Annotated in this window: 17 protein-coding genes; 7 read left to right on the top strand and 10 right to left on the bottom strand. The window is 48.1% G+C overall.

Annotated features, from left to right (window positions below; genetic code table 11):
- Positions 1–80 precede the first annotated feature (80 nt).
- Both lhgO and J0A65_RS18125 read right to left on the bottom strand, forming a co-directional pair.
- Positions 81–1,283, bottom strand: coding sequence for an L-2-hydroxyglutarate oxidase (gene lhgO, locus J0A65_RS18130; protein ID WP_206595758.1), 1,203 nt, complete (start codon positions 1,281–1,283; stop codon positions 81–83).
- Positions 1,280–2,119, bottom strand: coding sequence for a DUF6279 family lipoprotein (locus J0A65_RS18125; RefSeq protein ID WP_206595757.1), 840 nt, complete (start codon positions 2,117–2,119; stop codon positions 1,280–1,282). The genes lhgO and J0A65_RS18125 overlap by 4 nt, the downstream gene beginning before the upstream one ends.
- Positions 2,120–2,267: 148 nt before the next feature.
- Here J0A65_RS18125 and J0A65_RS18120 point away from each other — a divergent pair, with 148 nt between their 5' ends.
- Complete coding sequence (locus tag J0A65_RS18120; protein ID WP_206595756.1) at positions 2,268–3,269, top strand: 6-phosphofructokinase; 1,002 nt, start codon at positions 2,268–2,270, stop codon at positions 3,267–3,269.
- Positions 3,270–3,376: 107 nt separating this feature from the next.
- On the opposite strand, the gene J0A65_RS18115 is transcribed toward J0A65_RS18120, so the two are convergent.
- Entirely contained in the window at positions 3,377–3,769 is a 393-nt protein-coding gene (locus tag J0A65_RS18115; RefSeq protein ID WP_206595755.1) for a DUF3718 domain-containing protein, read from the bottom strand.
- Positions 3,770–3,998: 229 nt separating this feature from the next.
- On the opposite strand from J0A65_RS18115, the gene J0A65_RS18110 reads away from it, so the two are divergent.
- Positions 3,999–4,679, top strand: coding sequence for a TorF family putative porin (locus tag J0A65_RS18110; RefSeq protein ID WP_206595754.1), 681 nt, complete (start codon positions 3,999–4,001; stop codon positions 4,677–4,679).
- An 83-nt stretch (positions 4,680–4,762) separates the two neighbouring features.
- On the opposite strand, the gene J0A65_RS18105 is transcribed toward J0A65_RS18110, so the two are convergent.
- From J0A65_RS18105 to J0A65_RS18090, 4 genes are all read right to left on the bottom strand, one after another.
- Positions 4,763–5,581, bottom strand: coding sequence for a LytR/AlgR family response regulator transcription factor (locus J0A65_RS18105; protein ID WP_206595753.1), 819 nt, complete (start codon positions 5,579–5,581; stop codon positions 4,763–4,765).
- Positions 5,565–6,650 carry a sensor histidine kinase gene (locus J0A65_RS18100; RefSeq protein ID WP_206595752.1) on the bottom strand — a complete coding sequence of 362 codons (1,086 nt, stop codon included), beginning with the start codon at positions 6,648–6,650 and terminating at the stop codon, positions 5,565–5,567. Before J0A65_RS18100 ends, J0A65_RS18105 begins: the two co-directional genes overlap by 17 nt.
- A gap of 132 nt (positions 6,651–6,782) precedes the next feature.
- On the bottom strand, positions 6,783–7,244 hold the full coding sequence (locus J0A65_RS18095) for an Mpo1 family 2-hydroxy fatty acid dioxygenase (protein ID WP_206595751.1): 462 nt from the start codon (positions 7,242–7,244) through the stop codon (positions 6,783–6,785).
- A 37-nt stretch (positions 7,245–7,281) separates the two neighbouring features.
- The gene (locus J0A65_RS18090; RefSeq protein ID WP_206595750.1) at positions 7,282–7,965 is read right to left on the bottom strand and encodes a flagellar brake domain-containing protein; all 684 of its coding nucleotides are present in this window, start codon (positions 7,963–7,965) and stop codon (positions 7,282–7,284) included.
- A 182-nt stretch (positions 7,966–8,147) separates the two neighbouring features.
- Between J0A65_RS18090 and J0A65_RS18085 the strand changes: the two genes are divergently transcribed.
- The 3 genes from J0A65_RS18085 to J0A65_RS18075 all read left to right on the top strand — a co-directional run bounded on the left by J0A65_RS18085 (position 8,148) and on the right by J0A65_RS18075 (position 10,456).
- Entirely contained in the window at positions 8,148–9,944 is a 1,797-nt protein-coding gene (locus J0A65_RS18085; RefSeq protein WP_206595749.1) for a M61 family metallopeptidase, read from the top strand.
- A 70-nt stretch (positions 9,945–10,014) separates the two neighbouring features.
- Positions 10,015–10,233 carry a hypothetical protein gene (locus tag J0A65_RS18080; protein WP_206595748.1) on the top strand — a complete coding sequence of 73 codons (219 nt, stop codon included), beginning with the start codon at positions 10,015–10,017 and terminating at the stop codon, positions 10,231–10,233.
- Between the two features lie 28 nt (positions 10,234–10,261).
- Positions 10,262–10,456 carry a YwbE family protein gene (locus J0A65_RS18075; protein WP_206595747.1) on the top strand — a complete coding sequence of 65 codons (195 nt, stop codon included), beginning with the start codon at positions 10,262–10,264 and terminating at the stop codon, positions 10,454–10,456.
- Positions 10,457–10,466: 10 nt separating this feature from the next.
- Here the strand turns inward: J0A65_RS18075 and J0A65_RS18070 are convergent, their stop codons facing one another.
- The 3 genes from J0A65_RS18070 to yejK all read right to left on the bottom strand — a co-directional run bounded on the left by J0A65_RS18070 (position 10,467) and on the right by yejK (position 13,247).
- Positions 10,467–11,264, bottom strand: a complete 798-nt coding sequence (locus J0A65_RS18070; protein ID WP_206595746.1) for a M23 family metallopeptidase — start codon at positions 11,262–11,264, stop codon at positions 10,467–10,469.
- The gene (locus tag J0A65_RS18065) at positions 11,257–12,138 is read right to left on the bottom strand and encodes a 6-carboxytetrahydropterin synthase (protein WP_206595745.1); all 882 of its coding nucleotides are present in this window, start codon (positions 12,136–12,138) and stop codon (positions 11,257–11,259) included. The genes J0A65_RS18070 and J0A65_RS18065 overlap by 8 nt, the downstream gene beginning before the upstream one ends.
- 92 nt (positions 12,139–12,230) lie before the next feature.
- Complete coding sequence (yejK, locus tag J0A65_RS18060) at positions 12,231–13,247, bottom strand: nucleoid-associated protein YejK (RefSeq protein WP_206595744.1); 1,017 nt, start codon at positions 13,245–13,247, stop codon at positions 12,231–12,233.
- A gap of 106 nt (positions 13,248–13,353) precedes the next feature.
- Here yejK and J0A65_RS18055 point away from each other — a divergent pair, with 106 nt between their 5' ends.
- Together J0A65_RS18055 and J0A65_RS18050 are read left to right on the top strand one after the other, a co-directional pair.
- Positions 13,354–13,590 carry a YejL family protein gene (locus tag J0A65_RS18055; RefSeq protein WP_206595743.1) on the top strand — a complete coding sequence of 79 codons (237 nt, stop codon included), beginning with the start codon at positions 13,354–13,356 and terminating at the stop codon, positions 13,588–13,590.
- 11 nt (positions 13,591–13,601) lie between these two features.
- Positions 13,602–15,134: a DUF3413 domain-containing protein gene (locus J0A65_RS18050; protein ID WP_206595742.1), complete on the top strand. Its 1,533-nt coding sequence runs from the start codon at positions 13,602–13,604 to the stop codon at positions 15,132–15,134.
- Positions 15,135–15,179 lie beyond the last annotated feature (45 nt).

The raw sequence follows: 15,179 nt of genomic DNA, 5'->3' as shown, positions 1-15,179 counted from the left end.
ACCCCATTCAACCCAATGTAAAAGAATGAAGAGTAAATAAACAGTGCAACATAACCATCAAATCTTTCGATATATGTGAACTATCCTAGCAACTTATCCACCACGGCTTTTGCAATGGGAATGGCAGAGGTTGCGGCCGGTGATGGCGCGTTCCCCACATGTAAACTGTTATGGGTTTGCACAAAGCGGAAGTCATGCAACAAATCACCACTATCCGTAACAGCCTGCGCCCGCACACCATGTCGGTATGGCTGTAGATCCTCCAGTTGGATTTGAGGACAATATTTCTGTACCCGTTTCAGGTATTCTGACTTACGCAGTGACTGCTGAAATTCGTTAAAACCACTTCGCCAGAATCGTTTTGCCAAAGGCCAAAAGCCCTTGTAGGTAAAACTATCCCAACAGTCCTTGAGGTTAACATCCGACCAGCTATACCCTTCTCTGGCGAGCGCCAAGACCGCATTTGGGCCTACCGTAACACTACCGTCAATCATTCGGGTTAAATGCACCCCCAGAAAAGGCAGTTGAGGATCGGGAACAGGATAGATTAAATGATTAACGATTTGATTATATTTTTCTGGAAGTTGGTAGTACTCGCCACGAAACGGCAAGATGCGAAAATCCGTCTTAAGGCCTTGCATGGCAATGAGCCGATCGGCCATCAGACCTGCGCAATTCAAAAACTGGGTAGCAGCAACAGATTGACCATCTGCACAGGTGACTAAAATATTGCCTTCACGTTCAGTGATTTCATTTACTTCACGATTAAATTGTATGCAGCCCCCGGCATTCTCAAACTTTGTCAGCATACTGCGGGTTATGGCTGGATAATCAGTAATGGCGGTTTCCTGAATAAAGATCCCCGCCATTCCCTTAACTGCCGGTTCTCGTTTTTTTAATTCATCGGCATCCAACCATTGTGGCGATAAACCATTTTCATGACTGCGTGAGTGCAAAGCAGCTAACCCTGACATCTCAGCGCTATCCGTCGCGACGATCAATTTTCCGCACTGCAACCAAGCAATATATTCCTGCTGACAAAAGGCTTTTGTTTGCTCCAGTCCTTCACGACAATAACGGGCCTTGAGACTACCAGGCGGATAGTAAACACCGGCATGTACGACACCTGAATTGCGGCCGGTTTGATGACTGGCTGGCTGTGACTCTTTGTCTATTACCAGTACCTTACTACCAGGACGGCGTTGCAGGTATTGCCAGGCACTGGCAGCCCCTAAAATACCCGCTCCGGCTATGATTAAGTCATATTGCTGAGTCTTACTCATTGGCTAATCAGGTCGGTAAGATCGTCAATAAGGGCTTGAACTTCCTTCAGTATGTGGCGCTTTTGTTTTTCGCTAAGCTGTGAATTCATACTGACCAGCATATTGGCATAGTGCTCGCGATTTGCCTTATCTGCCAACTGCAACTCATTGGACTGAAACACTTGTGGACGCGCCAAAAGCTCAATAAAACCCTGCCGCCATGACTCATTGTCCTCCCGCATCAACAGCATACGTTTAGCCTCGGCTTGCCAAGCACGACGATACGCCATCCGCGCTTCAAAGGTGGGCTGGAATCCTTCCGTCCATTTAGCCACATCGGCCTTTTGCGTGGAATTTAACTTGCCCGTCCATTCCTGCAAATCTTCCAAGCGATTCTCAACATCTCGCTCCAAGCGCTCTTGCGGGGTTAATTCCTCTCTTTCCTCTTCTCGTTTCAGTTGCTGCTTTTCCAACGCGGTAAACAACGACTCAACCTGCTCATCGGTTAATAGCAATGACAGGTCAGCTAAGTCAGGCGCAAGATAATTAAGCAATGATGCCCAGTGACCACGGCCTCTGGAAAACACTTCCTGCCACTGAAGGACTGTCATTTCGCCAGTCTCAAGTTGCTGCTTCAGGGCTTGTAAATCATCCAGATAACGTGGCAACTGCTGATTACGATGCCAAGCCAGCCAATCAGCCATTTTGCTATCGAAGTGCTTTTTCTGCGCACGGTTAAGATCGACATAATCATCGAGATACCAATGCACTAACCAATTGAGATTGTTATATACAAAAGTGGTAGAGCAGCCGCTAAGACCCAGTACCAACAAAATTGCCGCGAGAACTCTTGCCATCAACGCTCCTCTTTTTTGCGAGTTTAGCAACAGAGCATGGTTAAACAACGGTTAAGTTGTTACCGAACATGAGAAAGTTATCCATACGCACTAGCGGCAGCGTCATACTGGGGTTTATGCTAGTGGCATAAAACGCAAGGGAGCTGAGATGAAACGTATAGCTGTATTAACCTCTGGCGGTGACGCCCCCGGCATGAATGCCGCGATCCGAGCCATTGTTCTGGCAGGTCATTACTTTGGCCTGGAAGTCATTGGCTATCGTCATGGATTTAACGGTTTGTTAGAGCAGGAATATCAAATTCTGCAAACTAGTGATGTCAATAACATCATCCAACGCGGTGGCACTATTTTAAAAAGTGCCCGCTGCAAGCCGTTTAAAACGGACCAAGGTGGCCAGCAAGCGGCGGCGAACTTACAGGCTTTGGAGATTGATGCGCTGATTATTATTGGTGGCGACGGTTCGTTTCGTGGTGCAGTGCATCTGAGCCGCTTCTGGTCCGGCGCTATTCTTGGCTTGCCAGGCACCATAGACAACGACATTAACGGCACAGACGCCACCATTGGTTATTACACCGCTATTGATACAGCGCTGGAAAGTATCGATAAAGTCCGCGACACTGCTGACGCCTTTGAACGCATCTTCCTGATAGAAGTCATGGGGCGCCATGCTGGCTTTATAGGTTTGAGCGCCGCCGTGTGTTCAGGTGCAGAGCAAGTTTTGCTGCCTGAACTTTGCACCGAACAATTACCGGAATTAACCGAATTGGTTGCGCATATCCAAACCGCACAGCAGATACGCGGAAAATGTAGCTACATTATGGTGGTGTCGGAAAACACCTGGCCAGGAGGTAGCGCAGTTCTTGCTCAACAACTAGCAGAGAAAACCGGTATCGACTGTCGACCTGTTATTCTAGGTCATGTGCAACGCGGCGGCTCACCCGTTAGCCTGGATAGGATCCTGGCATCCAAGCTTGGCGCTTATGCAGTGGAGGCTGCTATTGGCGGTAAGACCGGCATTATGATTGGTGAGCAAAACCAACAAGTGGTGGAAGTACCTTTCCCCCAAACATGGGATAAAGCCAAGTCCCTTGACCCATACCTGCTGCACATTCAAACGGAAATGTTCGATTTAGTTAAGAACAACCACTAATGGGGCAATAAAAAAGCCCCACTCTCGCGGGGCCAAGGGAAATTGGGCCAGGCCACTTATCTGATTAGAGGCGTCAAGACCACAGACAAGTGACGCCCAAAAACTTTTTAGCTAATACGAGAAACCAGTTCCTGACCAATAGATGTTGCAATATGACCATTTGCTTCAGCCCATTGCTGTAATGCCATACCGTCTTTTTCAACTTTTTGCAGGTCGGTTTTGCTCATCTTTTTGATCATGAACGTACCCACTTCTGCCGCGTTATTCTCCATTGAATAACGAATCAGGCTTTGACCACCGCAGCTGATACCCTCGTAGTAATCACCCAGGCGCAGATTGTAGTCATCCTGAACCTGCTTTACTTTCTTACGCAGTTCAGCTTTGTCGTCGTTTTTCACAATTGTGCAGATATTTTGCAAATCATCATTGATGTCAGCAACACTCAAAGGAGATACCGCCAATGACGCCAAACCAAGCAAAACTAAAGCAGATTTTTTCATAAATTACAGCCTCTTAAATGAAGTTTCAAATCTTGACGGCGCGCATCATACAGATGAAATTTAACTCAAAATACTAGCAAGAAAGCACCCATGTATATAAATTCATACCAAAATAAAGACTCCCCTTTGTTCAAACAAACCGGCTAAAGAACTAGCATCGGTTGAACCTGTACTATACTGAAATAAACAGTCACCACGCTGTTTCGCACACTCACTAGGAAGCAATAAGATGAAGTCAACCCGATTTTGGTTGCTGATGTTACCCTTAGTCAGTCATCAGGCTTTGGCAGACTGGTCAGCAACGCTCACCGCGGTATCGGATTACCTCTTTAATGGCGTAAGCCAAACCGACGAAAAACCGGCACTACAAGGTAGTCTTGACTGGGCTTCTCAAAATGGCTGGTACGCCGGGGTTTGGGGCTCTAATGTGGACTTTGGTGACGACACCAAGATTGAAGCAGACATTTATGGCGGCTACTACCTTGACCTTTCAGATTCGTTAAACCTCGATGTGGGTCTAGCCCAATACACTTACCATGGTGCCAGTTATAGCAGTGAGGGGAATTATCCCGAGGCTTATATGAAATGGGGAATGGGTAATACCTCGTTTAATTTATGGTATTCATGGGACTATTTCGGTACTGGAGCAGGCCATTACATTGTCATGTTGAATCATAAGGTTCAGGTTAGCGACTCATTTTCCATTCTATTGGGCATTGATAAATCCACCAGTTTGGATAAGGACAAATGGCAATGGGAAGCGGGTGACGATGATTATATTCACTGGCAAGCCACAGCTAACTTTAGTCGCTGGGGGTTAGATATGTCGGTTGGTGTGCAAGGCACGGACTTGGATAGCTATGGCGACACTAAAGTACTTTTTACTATAGGTCGAACCTTTACCTTTTAATGAAGCTGCCCCGAGGATTCATCCATCGGGGCAGTTAATATTAGCAACAATTACCCTGCCGCTTTGTCTGCGGCAAAGGCAATTTATTGATGAATCATGGATTTTACTCTGTCTCTGTGGCTGCGGCTGACCTTCAATTCGGTGCCGTTTTGTAGAACCAGGTGGTATTCACCACTCACATGACTGACCAATTTACTCACATACTGAATATTGGCGATTGCGCTGCGGTGTACTCTGACAAAACGTCGTGGATCCAACTCTTCTTCCAGCTCTTTCATAGTACGTCGCATAATGTGCGTACCACCGCCAGCATGCACACACATATAATCCCCTGCCGCATCTATCCACTGAATATCGTTAACCGGTACGCGGGTAACTTCATTGCCGTCTTTAATCGCCAGAATATCGGCATACTGACTTATGGGCTGACCATCGGCCAATCTTCTCAGAATCTCTTCACAATCATCGCCGGTAATATCAGCCACCAGACGCGCTAATTTGTCTTTCTGTGTACCATCCTGACGCAGAGCCAGCACTTGACTGACCTTGTCTACCGCCGTTTTTAAGCGTCTCTCATCCACTGGTTTTAAAACGTAATCCAGTGCATGCACATCAAAGGCCTTAATGGCATAAGAATCATAGGCCGTGACAAACACAATCAGCGGCAAATTGCGCTGTTTCTCCCGCAACTCATTAATTACCTGGAAGCCGTTTAAACCGGGCATCTGAATGTCCATGAACACCAGATCTGGTTGCAGTTTGCTAATTTTATCAACCGCTTCCACGCCATTTTTACATTCGTCCAGCAGCTCGATGTTGGCAAAATCAGCCAAGCGAACTGCCAGGCCACGTCGTGCTAGGGGTTCATCATCGACAATAATGGTTTTAATCTTGGTTTGCATCCTGACCTACCTGATAAGGAATTCTGATACTGACTTTTACGCCCGACGGTGCATTATGGGCAATAACGAAGGAAAAGTTACTGCCATACAAAGATTGCAATCGTTCTCTAATGTTAGACAGGCCAACACCGCCGTGTCGTTGCAACTGACCGTTACTAATATCCGCGCCCGGTCCGTTATCTGTTACTTCTATGAGTAAATCCCGGCCGAAAGCCTTGGCACTGATGCTAATTTGACCACCCTGCTCGGTTTTGGCGATGGCATACTTAATGGCATTTTCAATAATAGGTTGCAGAATCAAGCTAGGCACCAGTGCTTCGCACGCCTCACCTGCCACATCCCAACTGACCGTCAGTCTATCTTCGAAACGCACTTTTTCTATATCAAGATACATCTCGATAGCCTGTATTTCCTGCTCAAGTGGCACTTTCTTGATGGGATCTTTATCCAATGAGTAGCGCAAAAAGTCACTGAGCCTCGACACCATGGCATTGGCGGTGTCATTTTCTTTAATCAATACCAAGGTCGAAATGGCATTAAGGGTATTAAACAAGAAGTGCGGATTAAGCTGATAACGCAACATCTTAAGGTGCGCCTGGTGAGCCATGGTTGATGCTTTCAAGGCATTCTGCTTTTCCTGCTGCAACAACTGATAATACTTGATGCCGAAATACAGCACGCTCCAGCAAACAATCACCAGGAATGAGTTTACGCTGTTGGAAAAATAGAAAATCCACTCGTCAGGCCGATAGCCATGTTTATAGATTTCCCAGTAGTTAATGTTTTTTATTACCGCCCAGATCACGCCCACTAAATAGGAACAGACCAAAGCAGCCAATATCATCTGCCAGGTTTGCAGACGCCATAACTTTCTGAACACATAGCGTAGCGGAATGGTTATCAGCCAGCCAGCGTAGGCATTCAACAAAATCACAAACAACCAGATGCTGCGCATATCATGCAGAAAGGAACCAAGGTAATAGATCAGCGCAAAGCCAACCCAGCCCCCGGTATGCAGTACCCAGAATTGACGCTCTCTGTCGTCAAATAATTTCAGCCCGTGAATCAAACCTAACTCTCAGGAAAGAACAACCACTTGAATTATACGGCTTTAGTCAAAAGACCAGAGGCTGCTGGTCGTGAGCCTGACGTCATCCGCCGCATGTTGCAAAAGCGTATCGTCAAGCCCACAGCGGTGTGACTAGTAGCTAATATTCATTCTTTTTAGCCAGTGCACCCACCACCATGCCGGCCCAACCAGCAAAAACTGCAAATCTTTGAAGAATGAGGGCTTTTTACCTTCAATATGATGACCGATAAATTGCAGTATCCACATCACAACGAACAAGGCCAGGCAGAATTGCCACACAGAGATATTCAACAGCACCAGTATTTTTATGCCCAGGAATACCAGTATGGATAACAGTGTCATTGCCGCACCAATAGGCCCGGACAGCTTAAAGTAGTAATACAAGGTCGGGATCATTAATACGTGAGCCCAGGTTGCCCCGAAATAATCGATAAAGTCAGGCACCGGAATTGACCAAAGCAGACCAACAGTCACAAAGTAAATGGTCGGCACTGCAATAGCGTGGATCAGTATATTGGTTTTGTTGGTATGGCTTTCACCATATTCCCTTAGTAACACATCTATCTGTCGCATTATTTCGCTCCTTTTTCGCTGGCAAGCGTTACCTTGCCTAGAAGTCTATAAGTATTTCAGACAATAGCGGGGTAATCTGTTCATCACCCTGTTCAAACTTGATGCCATAATAATGGTGCAATTCATCTGTCTTGTGGTTCATCACCTGCCCTTTGAGACGATAAACACTGTCCTTCTGGGGACGAATCGATAGCATCAGATTCTTGCCCGTCAGCTTACTCTCGCCCTGAACCGCTCTTTTCACCCCGACCCGACAACCACTGGCAGAGATATCCAGTACCAATCCATCATACAGGGGGCCACCTGTTTCACCATCGGCCAGTTCAACCGGCGTGCGGGTGCTGGTTCGTTTATCCGAGCGCAGCCCTTGATTCTGAATAGCCATAGGAAAGCTGATAAATACCAGTTGCGTGGGCTTTGTGGCAACGAGCAAGATACGACTTTTAAACGCAATGACCTCGCCGGTTTCATCTTCCAGAATGAAACGTACGATAATACTGTTGTCCGTGTATATGGCGTCTTTCAGATTGCCCCATTTAGCTTCGTCTGGGTAGCGCAAAATAATACAGCGCGTACCATCCATTCCTACAAATTCTGTGCGCACCCGCTTGGCGGCATTCGGTGATTTGACTTGAACATCGAGGACCATCCCAGGTCGCATAGAACGCAACTTGCGTAAATCGGAATTCGATAGCCCTACTTTTTCATTTAAAATTGCCATGTATTCAACCGCTGAGGCCTACCAGATTAGATTTTATCTTTATGATTTAGAAAGCATAATATGTGTCAGCAGCAACGTCACGCTGGCTTACTCACCAATGTAGCCCTATGTCGCGACAAACACAACGCTCAATCAATAACGAATTAGCTGCCACAAGCCCGGCAGTATAAGGTTTACCCGTCATGCATCTTGATTATCAGGTTGATATCAGCCTACGCAAACGCCATTTATTTCAGGTAAGGCTGGAGATTCCGGCCCATTCACAGCAGGTATTGAATATCAGTCTGCCCGCCTGGATACCTGGCTCTTACATGATTCGCGATTTTGCCAAGCATATTGTCAGCATTAATGCGACGTGCCCCCAAAGCAGTACACTTTTAACTCTGAATAAACAGGATAAACAGCGCTGGACACTACATAGCGGTGGTAAAGCCTGCACGCTGAATTACCAGGTTTATGCCTTTGACAGTTCAGTTCGCACGGCGTATCTGGATGACAATCGCGGGTTCTTTAATGGCACCAGTTTGTTTTTACAGGTGGAAGAACTTGCTGAATGCTCACACAGACTGAAACTGCTTCGTCCTGACGACCAGCCCCATTGGCGAGTAGCGACCGGCCTTAGCCGCGCGACTGGCACAGATAAATACGCATTTGGCAATTATCAAGCTAGCAACTACACACAGCTGATTGATTGCCCCGTGGAAATGGGTAACTTCGATGCCCTGGAATTTGAGGTATTGGGCATTCCTCATCACCTGATATTAACCGGCAAACATTATGCTGACCATGCCCGGCTTATTCGCGAACTGACCAAGTTGTGCGAATTGCATATTCGCATGTTTGACCCAAAAAACCAAAAGGCGCCTTTCAGTGAATACTGGTTTTTAACCAATATTTTGCCTGAGGGTTTTGGCGGCCTGGAACATCACAACTCCACTGCCCTGCTGTGTTCAAACTTTGACTTTCCCAACCTGCAACGCCCGAATGAATTAACAGAGGGTTACAAAACCTTCTTATCACTGGCCTCACACGAGTATTTTCATGCTTGGAATGTCTGTCGTATCAAACCCCAGGAATTAATCGCGCCGAAACTGGGCCAGGAGAATCATACCAGCCAGTTATGGGCATTTGAGGGCATTACCTCTTACTATGACGATTTGAGCCTGTATCGCACCGGCCTCATTGCTTTTGGTGATTATCTGGCATTGCTAAGTAAAACCCTGACCCGGGTGCAGCGCGGCCAAGGCGAGCTTAAACAATCGGTCGCCGACTCCAGTTTTGACAGCTGGACGCGTTTTTATCAGCAAGGCGAAGATGCAGTGAACAATATTGTTAGCTACTACACCAAAGGGGCAATGGTGGCTCTGTGGATGGATCTAACCATCCGCCAGCAAAGCCAGGGTAAACACAGTCTTGATGATGTGATGCGAGCACTGTGGCAACAGTTTGGCCAAACCGGTCAGGGCACTACAGAAGAGGATTTTATCAGCTTGCTGAATCAATTCTGTGGTAATGACCAAAGTGCAGCATTCAAAGACATACTGCACAGCAATAAGCGACTTGAGCTGGACGATTTGCTTGCACAAGTAGGGGTAAAAGTTAACCGACGTGCACCGCGTCCTAACGACTTACTAGCGGCAGAGAGCAATGAACATTCCCCTTACCTGGGCTTTCAATATCGTGCTCATCCTTTGGGTCTGGAAGTGCTGATGGTGCTGGAAGACTCCCCCGCCGAACAGGCTGGCGTCTGCGCCAAGGATATTTTGATTGCTCTGGATGGGATGAAACTGGATGCAGGCAATCTGCTTTCGCTGTTGCAAAATCAGCCAATTGATCAGCCCATCACTTTGCACCTGTTTCGCCATCAACAGCTCCATGCGCTAAGACTTGTCCCCAGCAGTGCCCCGCATTACGTGGTTGAGCTCGGCGAGCAGGATGCCAAGCTCAGTGCAAATTGGCAAAAAGTGATCGGACAGTAGTGCTTAACCAAGTATGATGCCATCCCGCCTTGGCCGAGGCGGGAAACATCAGCGAATCGCAAAAGAGACCATGCAAGTACAGATAGCCTATCAATTTGATTCAGAGCAAGACGCCTATCGTTTTCTAAATTCCCTCAGGCACTGGCCTGTGGCAGAGGTAGATGCGCGCTTCTATCGCGGTGCAGACAGTGTAAAAGTCAGCTATGAATATGTCGCCGGCGGTTTTGACGCTACCAGTAGCGAACTGGATGATTTGGCTGCCAGACACAATGGCCGGGAAATCAATTAGGCCACACATTTATGCTTTGGAGGATGAAATGAGCGGAAACCTAAGAGCCAATATCAAGAAAGGATTGCAAGTGGCCATCGTGCTGAAACAAGACCAGCGCAGCGGCAAACTCACTCAGGGTGTAGTGAAAGATATTCTGACCAACTCGCCAAACCATCCCCATGGCATCAAGGTGCGTCTGGAGTCGGGAGAAGTGGGCCGGGTAAAACAAATTATTGCCTGACACCCCGCAGTTACTGACGGGGTGGCACCAGCAGTTGTGGATCGATTCGTTCACCAAACCAATTGATACGCCAGTCCAGATGCGGCCCCGTGGCGCGGCCGGTTTTACCGATTTCTGCGATTTTCTGCCCCTGTTTAACCTCATCGCCAGCACTGACCAGACTTTTAGATAAATGAATAAAGGTTGATGACACCCCATAGCCATGGTCAATGATCAGTGTACCGCCTGAGTAATACATGTCCGGCACAAACAGGGTCACCACCCCATCGGCGGGAGCCACCACATCAGTACCCACGGGACCTGCCACATCCAAGCCGAAATGCGGGCGCTTGGGCACCCCATTGAATACCCGCTGACTGCCATATACACCGGATACACGCCCTTGCGCTGGCCAAATAAAACTCTGCCAGAAATCCAGTCTGTCGCTGGTAACCGCCCGTGCTTTGGCTATCTGGCGGTTATCCTTAGCGATGCGTTCGGTCACAGAGGCTGGCGGAGATACATATTTTTGTTCAACCCCTTCGATACGCTGTACGTCGTATTCTCTGGCACTCAGCGTCACGGGCCATTGCTGCAAACCATCTTCATCGGTCAGAGTAAGGGTGTTTTCCAGCGCCGCATCACGACCAAAACCGATAACAAATTTGCCGTCAGGCGAAACTTTGACCGGCTCGCCATTTAGCGCAACCTGCGTACCGGCGGCCACCTTACCGCGCAGCAAGGTGCCTTGTACTTTTGGACCGCTAAGCTCCAGTGTATGAGCGTAAAAGCTACCAAGGGCCAGCAACAACACCCAGGCCTTAGGCATAAGCGATAGCTCCCTTACCCACGCCTTCAAAGGCAAAGACCTGATACTCATGTGCTGGTGCTAAGCGTTTGTGCTCATCGGCCATAAACTGGGCCAGGCATTCCACCGTGGAGTCGGTATCGATGAGATCAGATTCGGCCTTAGGGATCACCAGCTCAAACAGCCCCTGGGAGGACTCATAGGCAAACAAGTAATGCTCAGAAAAATCCAATGTCTCGGCATGCTCAGACAAATGCAGTGCCGCACGCTCGGCCATATCTTCGCGGGTGCCGATATAGATATCCTGCCAACGTGTCGCCCAATACGCGGCACTCTCTTTACAGGGCTGGCCATCTTTAGTCACTTTAACCCGCGAGCGGTGACCATGGGCAATGCGCTGACAATTGCCGTCATGCTTTTTAAGGCCATGGGTGTAATGGTAATAAGGCTCATCAATCTGCTCTTCGCGAAGCATCAGGGTCAAGCCTTGCACGTTATCCGGCAGCTCAGTGGCAATAATCTCTTTAAGATACTGACTCACCGAGTCCATAGTCACTTCTTCGGAATAAATAAAGGCGTAAGCTTCCGGCGGACAGTGCAGATGTATGGAACGTCCATCCGGGCGCAGAAAGTCCAGATTAACCTGGTCGGTAAGCGGATCGTGCTTGACCTTGGCATACTGGTGTTCTGCAGGTACCAGCAGCTTGTGGTCAACATGCTCGTCAATCAGCCGCTTCAGTTGCTTTTTGACCTTTGAGAAGTCCAGCACCATGCTCTCTTCGTTCAGGCCGCCGTCCAGAATTACATCCACAATCCAGCTTTCGCCAACCATGCCCCGACGTGGGCATAAGTACGAGAAGTCCATTACGGTGAGGTCATTTACAAATAGTTGCATCAGGTGGGACACTTAACAAAAACACATGACATTATAAGGCCCTAAACGGGCCATTGTAAAAGCACAGGTCAGACCGGTATAACAAAAGGTCATCAATCTTTGGCCTGCTTGAGCAACTGATCCTTCAGATTGGGTGGAATCCCTTTGATCACCAAGGTGTCGGTGGCGATATCATAGCGAATGCGCTCGCCATACAAGGCCCGGTCAAAACTGATGCTCACGCCACCACCGGCGCCGGTAAATTTGCTTAAGCCTTTTAGCGCCCCGCGGTCGGCTTGAAACACTTCCTCAAGAGGACTCTCGTTAGCGTCGGTTTTGACAAAGTCGTAAAAGGTACGGTTTTCATCGCTGGGCAGACGACCAGACAACTCTTTGATGTTGATGTCCTCGCCCAGTTCCAGTTTTTCTTTGTAATACTCGGCCACGGCCTTACGACTTTGCTGTTTTTCCTGTGGGTCTAACTGCTCCGCCGCCAGAAACTCATCCACTGTGGTGACCAGCTGTTTATTTTGCTGTTTGATATCCACCAGTTCCTGACAGCCCAGGAAGCTTAAGAAAAAGTCTGACACCTTACGCCCAGCCCGGCCCTTGATAAAACTGACATAACGCTGCTTATCGGCATTAATCCTCAGCTCGGTTAAATCCACCCGCGCCGCCAGTTGCATACGTGCAAGATCTAAATGGTCGCTATAAGTCAGCTCCAAGTCGTGGTTAATCTCTATGTGCTCTTTGGTGTTGACCACCGCCACCAGCAAATAATCGGTGGCCAGAAACTGATAACGACTGAATATCACAAAGCCAGTTTCCGGTGTGGCGAAATCCATTAAGGTCTTTTTCAACAGCTCGGCAATCTGGATACTGAAGCCGTGAAAATCCAGCTGTTCAGCGGTTAACTGAGCGAGCAGCTGGGCAAACTCCGGGTGCTCTTCATCATTCAGGCCACCCACACCTTTGCCGGGCTTGGCGTTGTAGCTGTGGTGTAGCTGCTGAGCCAGTTCCTCGATTTGGGCGCTGATATCAAAACAATTGGCGCGGGGCACCAACACCAGTTCTTGTTCAGCGTTAATTCTCAACTGATGAACAACAAAATCTTCAATTACAGCACTCATAAATGCACAAAGCCCTTTGCAAATAGTTATAATTTAAGCAGTTGTCGTGGCGATACGCGCAACGGATTGGTAAACTTGGCCGCAGACAATTCCATAGAATGACAGCATGCCTCAAAAGTCAAAATACTCTAATGAACGTTTCGACCTGCTTACCCAGGATTTAATCAGCGTACTGGAAAAGCACCAGGCCGACCGCGATCTTACGCTAATGGCGCTGGGCAACCTGGTTACTAATGTATTTAACCATCAGGTGGCACCTCAACATCGTCAGGCCATGGCTGAACAATTCAGTCAGATTTTACTGAAAAGCCTCGATAAAGCCCAAACCACCAACAAGGAATAAAGCAGCGCGCTATGATACTTGGTGATACACCCAGAAGGCAACGCGTGACCAAATTGGTCAGTTGGGGGCATTGGTTTGCCTTAAGCAATATCCTGATCGCCATAGTGATCGCCTCCATCTATGTGTTTAATTCCCCCATACCCGACACCGGGTTAGGTTTACTTTACCTGTTCAGTAACTGGTTTAGTCACATTGCCTTTTTAACCTTTATGGGTTTTATCCTGTTTGTGTTGCCCTTGTGTTATCTGGTACCGAATGTCCGGGTGGTGAAAGGCTTAAGTTCGGTATTTGCCGCGGTAGGGTTGGCACTTCTTGCCTTTGATGCCCTGCTGTACAACAAGCATGGTTTACATCTTAGCTTAGGCTCAGCCGAGGTAATACGCAGCGAAACCCAGAACGCCATGGCCAACTTCAGTTGGCAACAGTGGAGCTTTTTGGGGCTGTTATTTTTAGTCTGGCTTTCCTTCCAGCTAATGATGGCCAATGCCCTATGGAAGCGTATTGAACGTTTCCAAAAGCAGCGTATCGGTCTGCCAATACTGAGCTTCTTTGTGCTGTGTTTTGTCAGTAGCCATGGCAGCCATATTTGGGCCGATGCCAACTTGTATCAGCCGATTATCAAGCAGGACGATATGTTCCCGCTGTCCTACCCGGCAACGGCCAAAACCCTGATGTCCAAGTACGGTTTACTGGACTATCAGAGCTATCAGCGGCGCAAAGAATTGCAACTGGACAGCCAGTTTAATCATGTCACCTACCCTTCTGCGCCCGTGTATTGTGGCATTAATGACAGGGCGAGTTTGGTGTTACTGGTAGGTACCGAGCCTTCTCAATTAGGACATCTTAGCTCTGCCTTAGCGCTTAGGCAGCATTCATTGCATTTTGATATTGCTGCCGACCAAACCAGTGCGCGTTTCTCGGTACTTTATGGCTTACCGTCCTTATACCAAAGAGCTTTACAGGGACAAAAACCTGTACCTTTGGATCTGGCGCAAAAACTCGGACTCCCCACCTTTATCTACTCAGCCCAGGCTTTACCTAAGGGCGTGCAAGGCTTGAATAAAGACTGGAGCAGTTTTTTCAATGCAGTCAGTGAAGATGGCCCTAAGCTCGCCATTGCTTTTGTCAACGATGAGCAGATGAACTTGTTGCTGGGTGGAGATTTACACAAACACAGTCAGTTACTGATTACCCAGATGCGACCTAACCAGCGCGTTGGGCTGCTGAGCAGTATGCCACTGGCCAGTAATGTATCCAGCCATGAAGACTTACTGCCGACACTGATGGGTATGCTGGGTTGCAATGCGCCCACGAACAACTACAGTACCGGTCAATCCTTGTTAACGCCAGAGCGTAGTTGGCTTATCAGTAACAACAACGGCAAATTGGTGTTACTGGATGACCAACAGCGGGTGGAAATTGACCCACAAGGTAATTTCAAGAGTTTTGATCTGCATTCAGACGAGCAAAACAGTAACGGTTTGAATATGAGCAGGCTAAGTCAGGCCATTAAGCATTTGAGCCGCTTCGCGGAGCACAAGTGATTAGCTCACCCCGCACAGGAAAGGCCGGACTGAGTCCGGCTTTTT

Source organism: Bowmanella yangjiangensis, from assembly GCF_017255015.1.
Lineage (GTDB): Bacteria > Pseudomonadota > Gammaproteobacteria > Enterobacterales > Alteromonadaceae > Bowmanella > Bowmanella yangjiangensis.
Note: the sequence above shows the minus strand (reverse complement) of the source record. Positions and strands in the feature narration are given on the sequence as shown.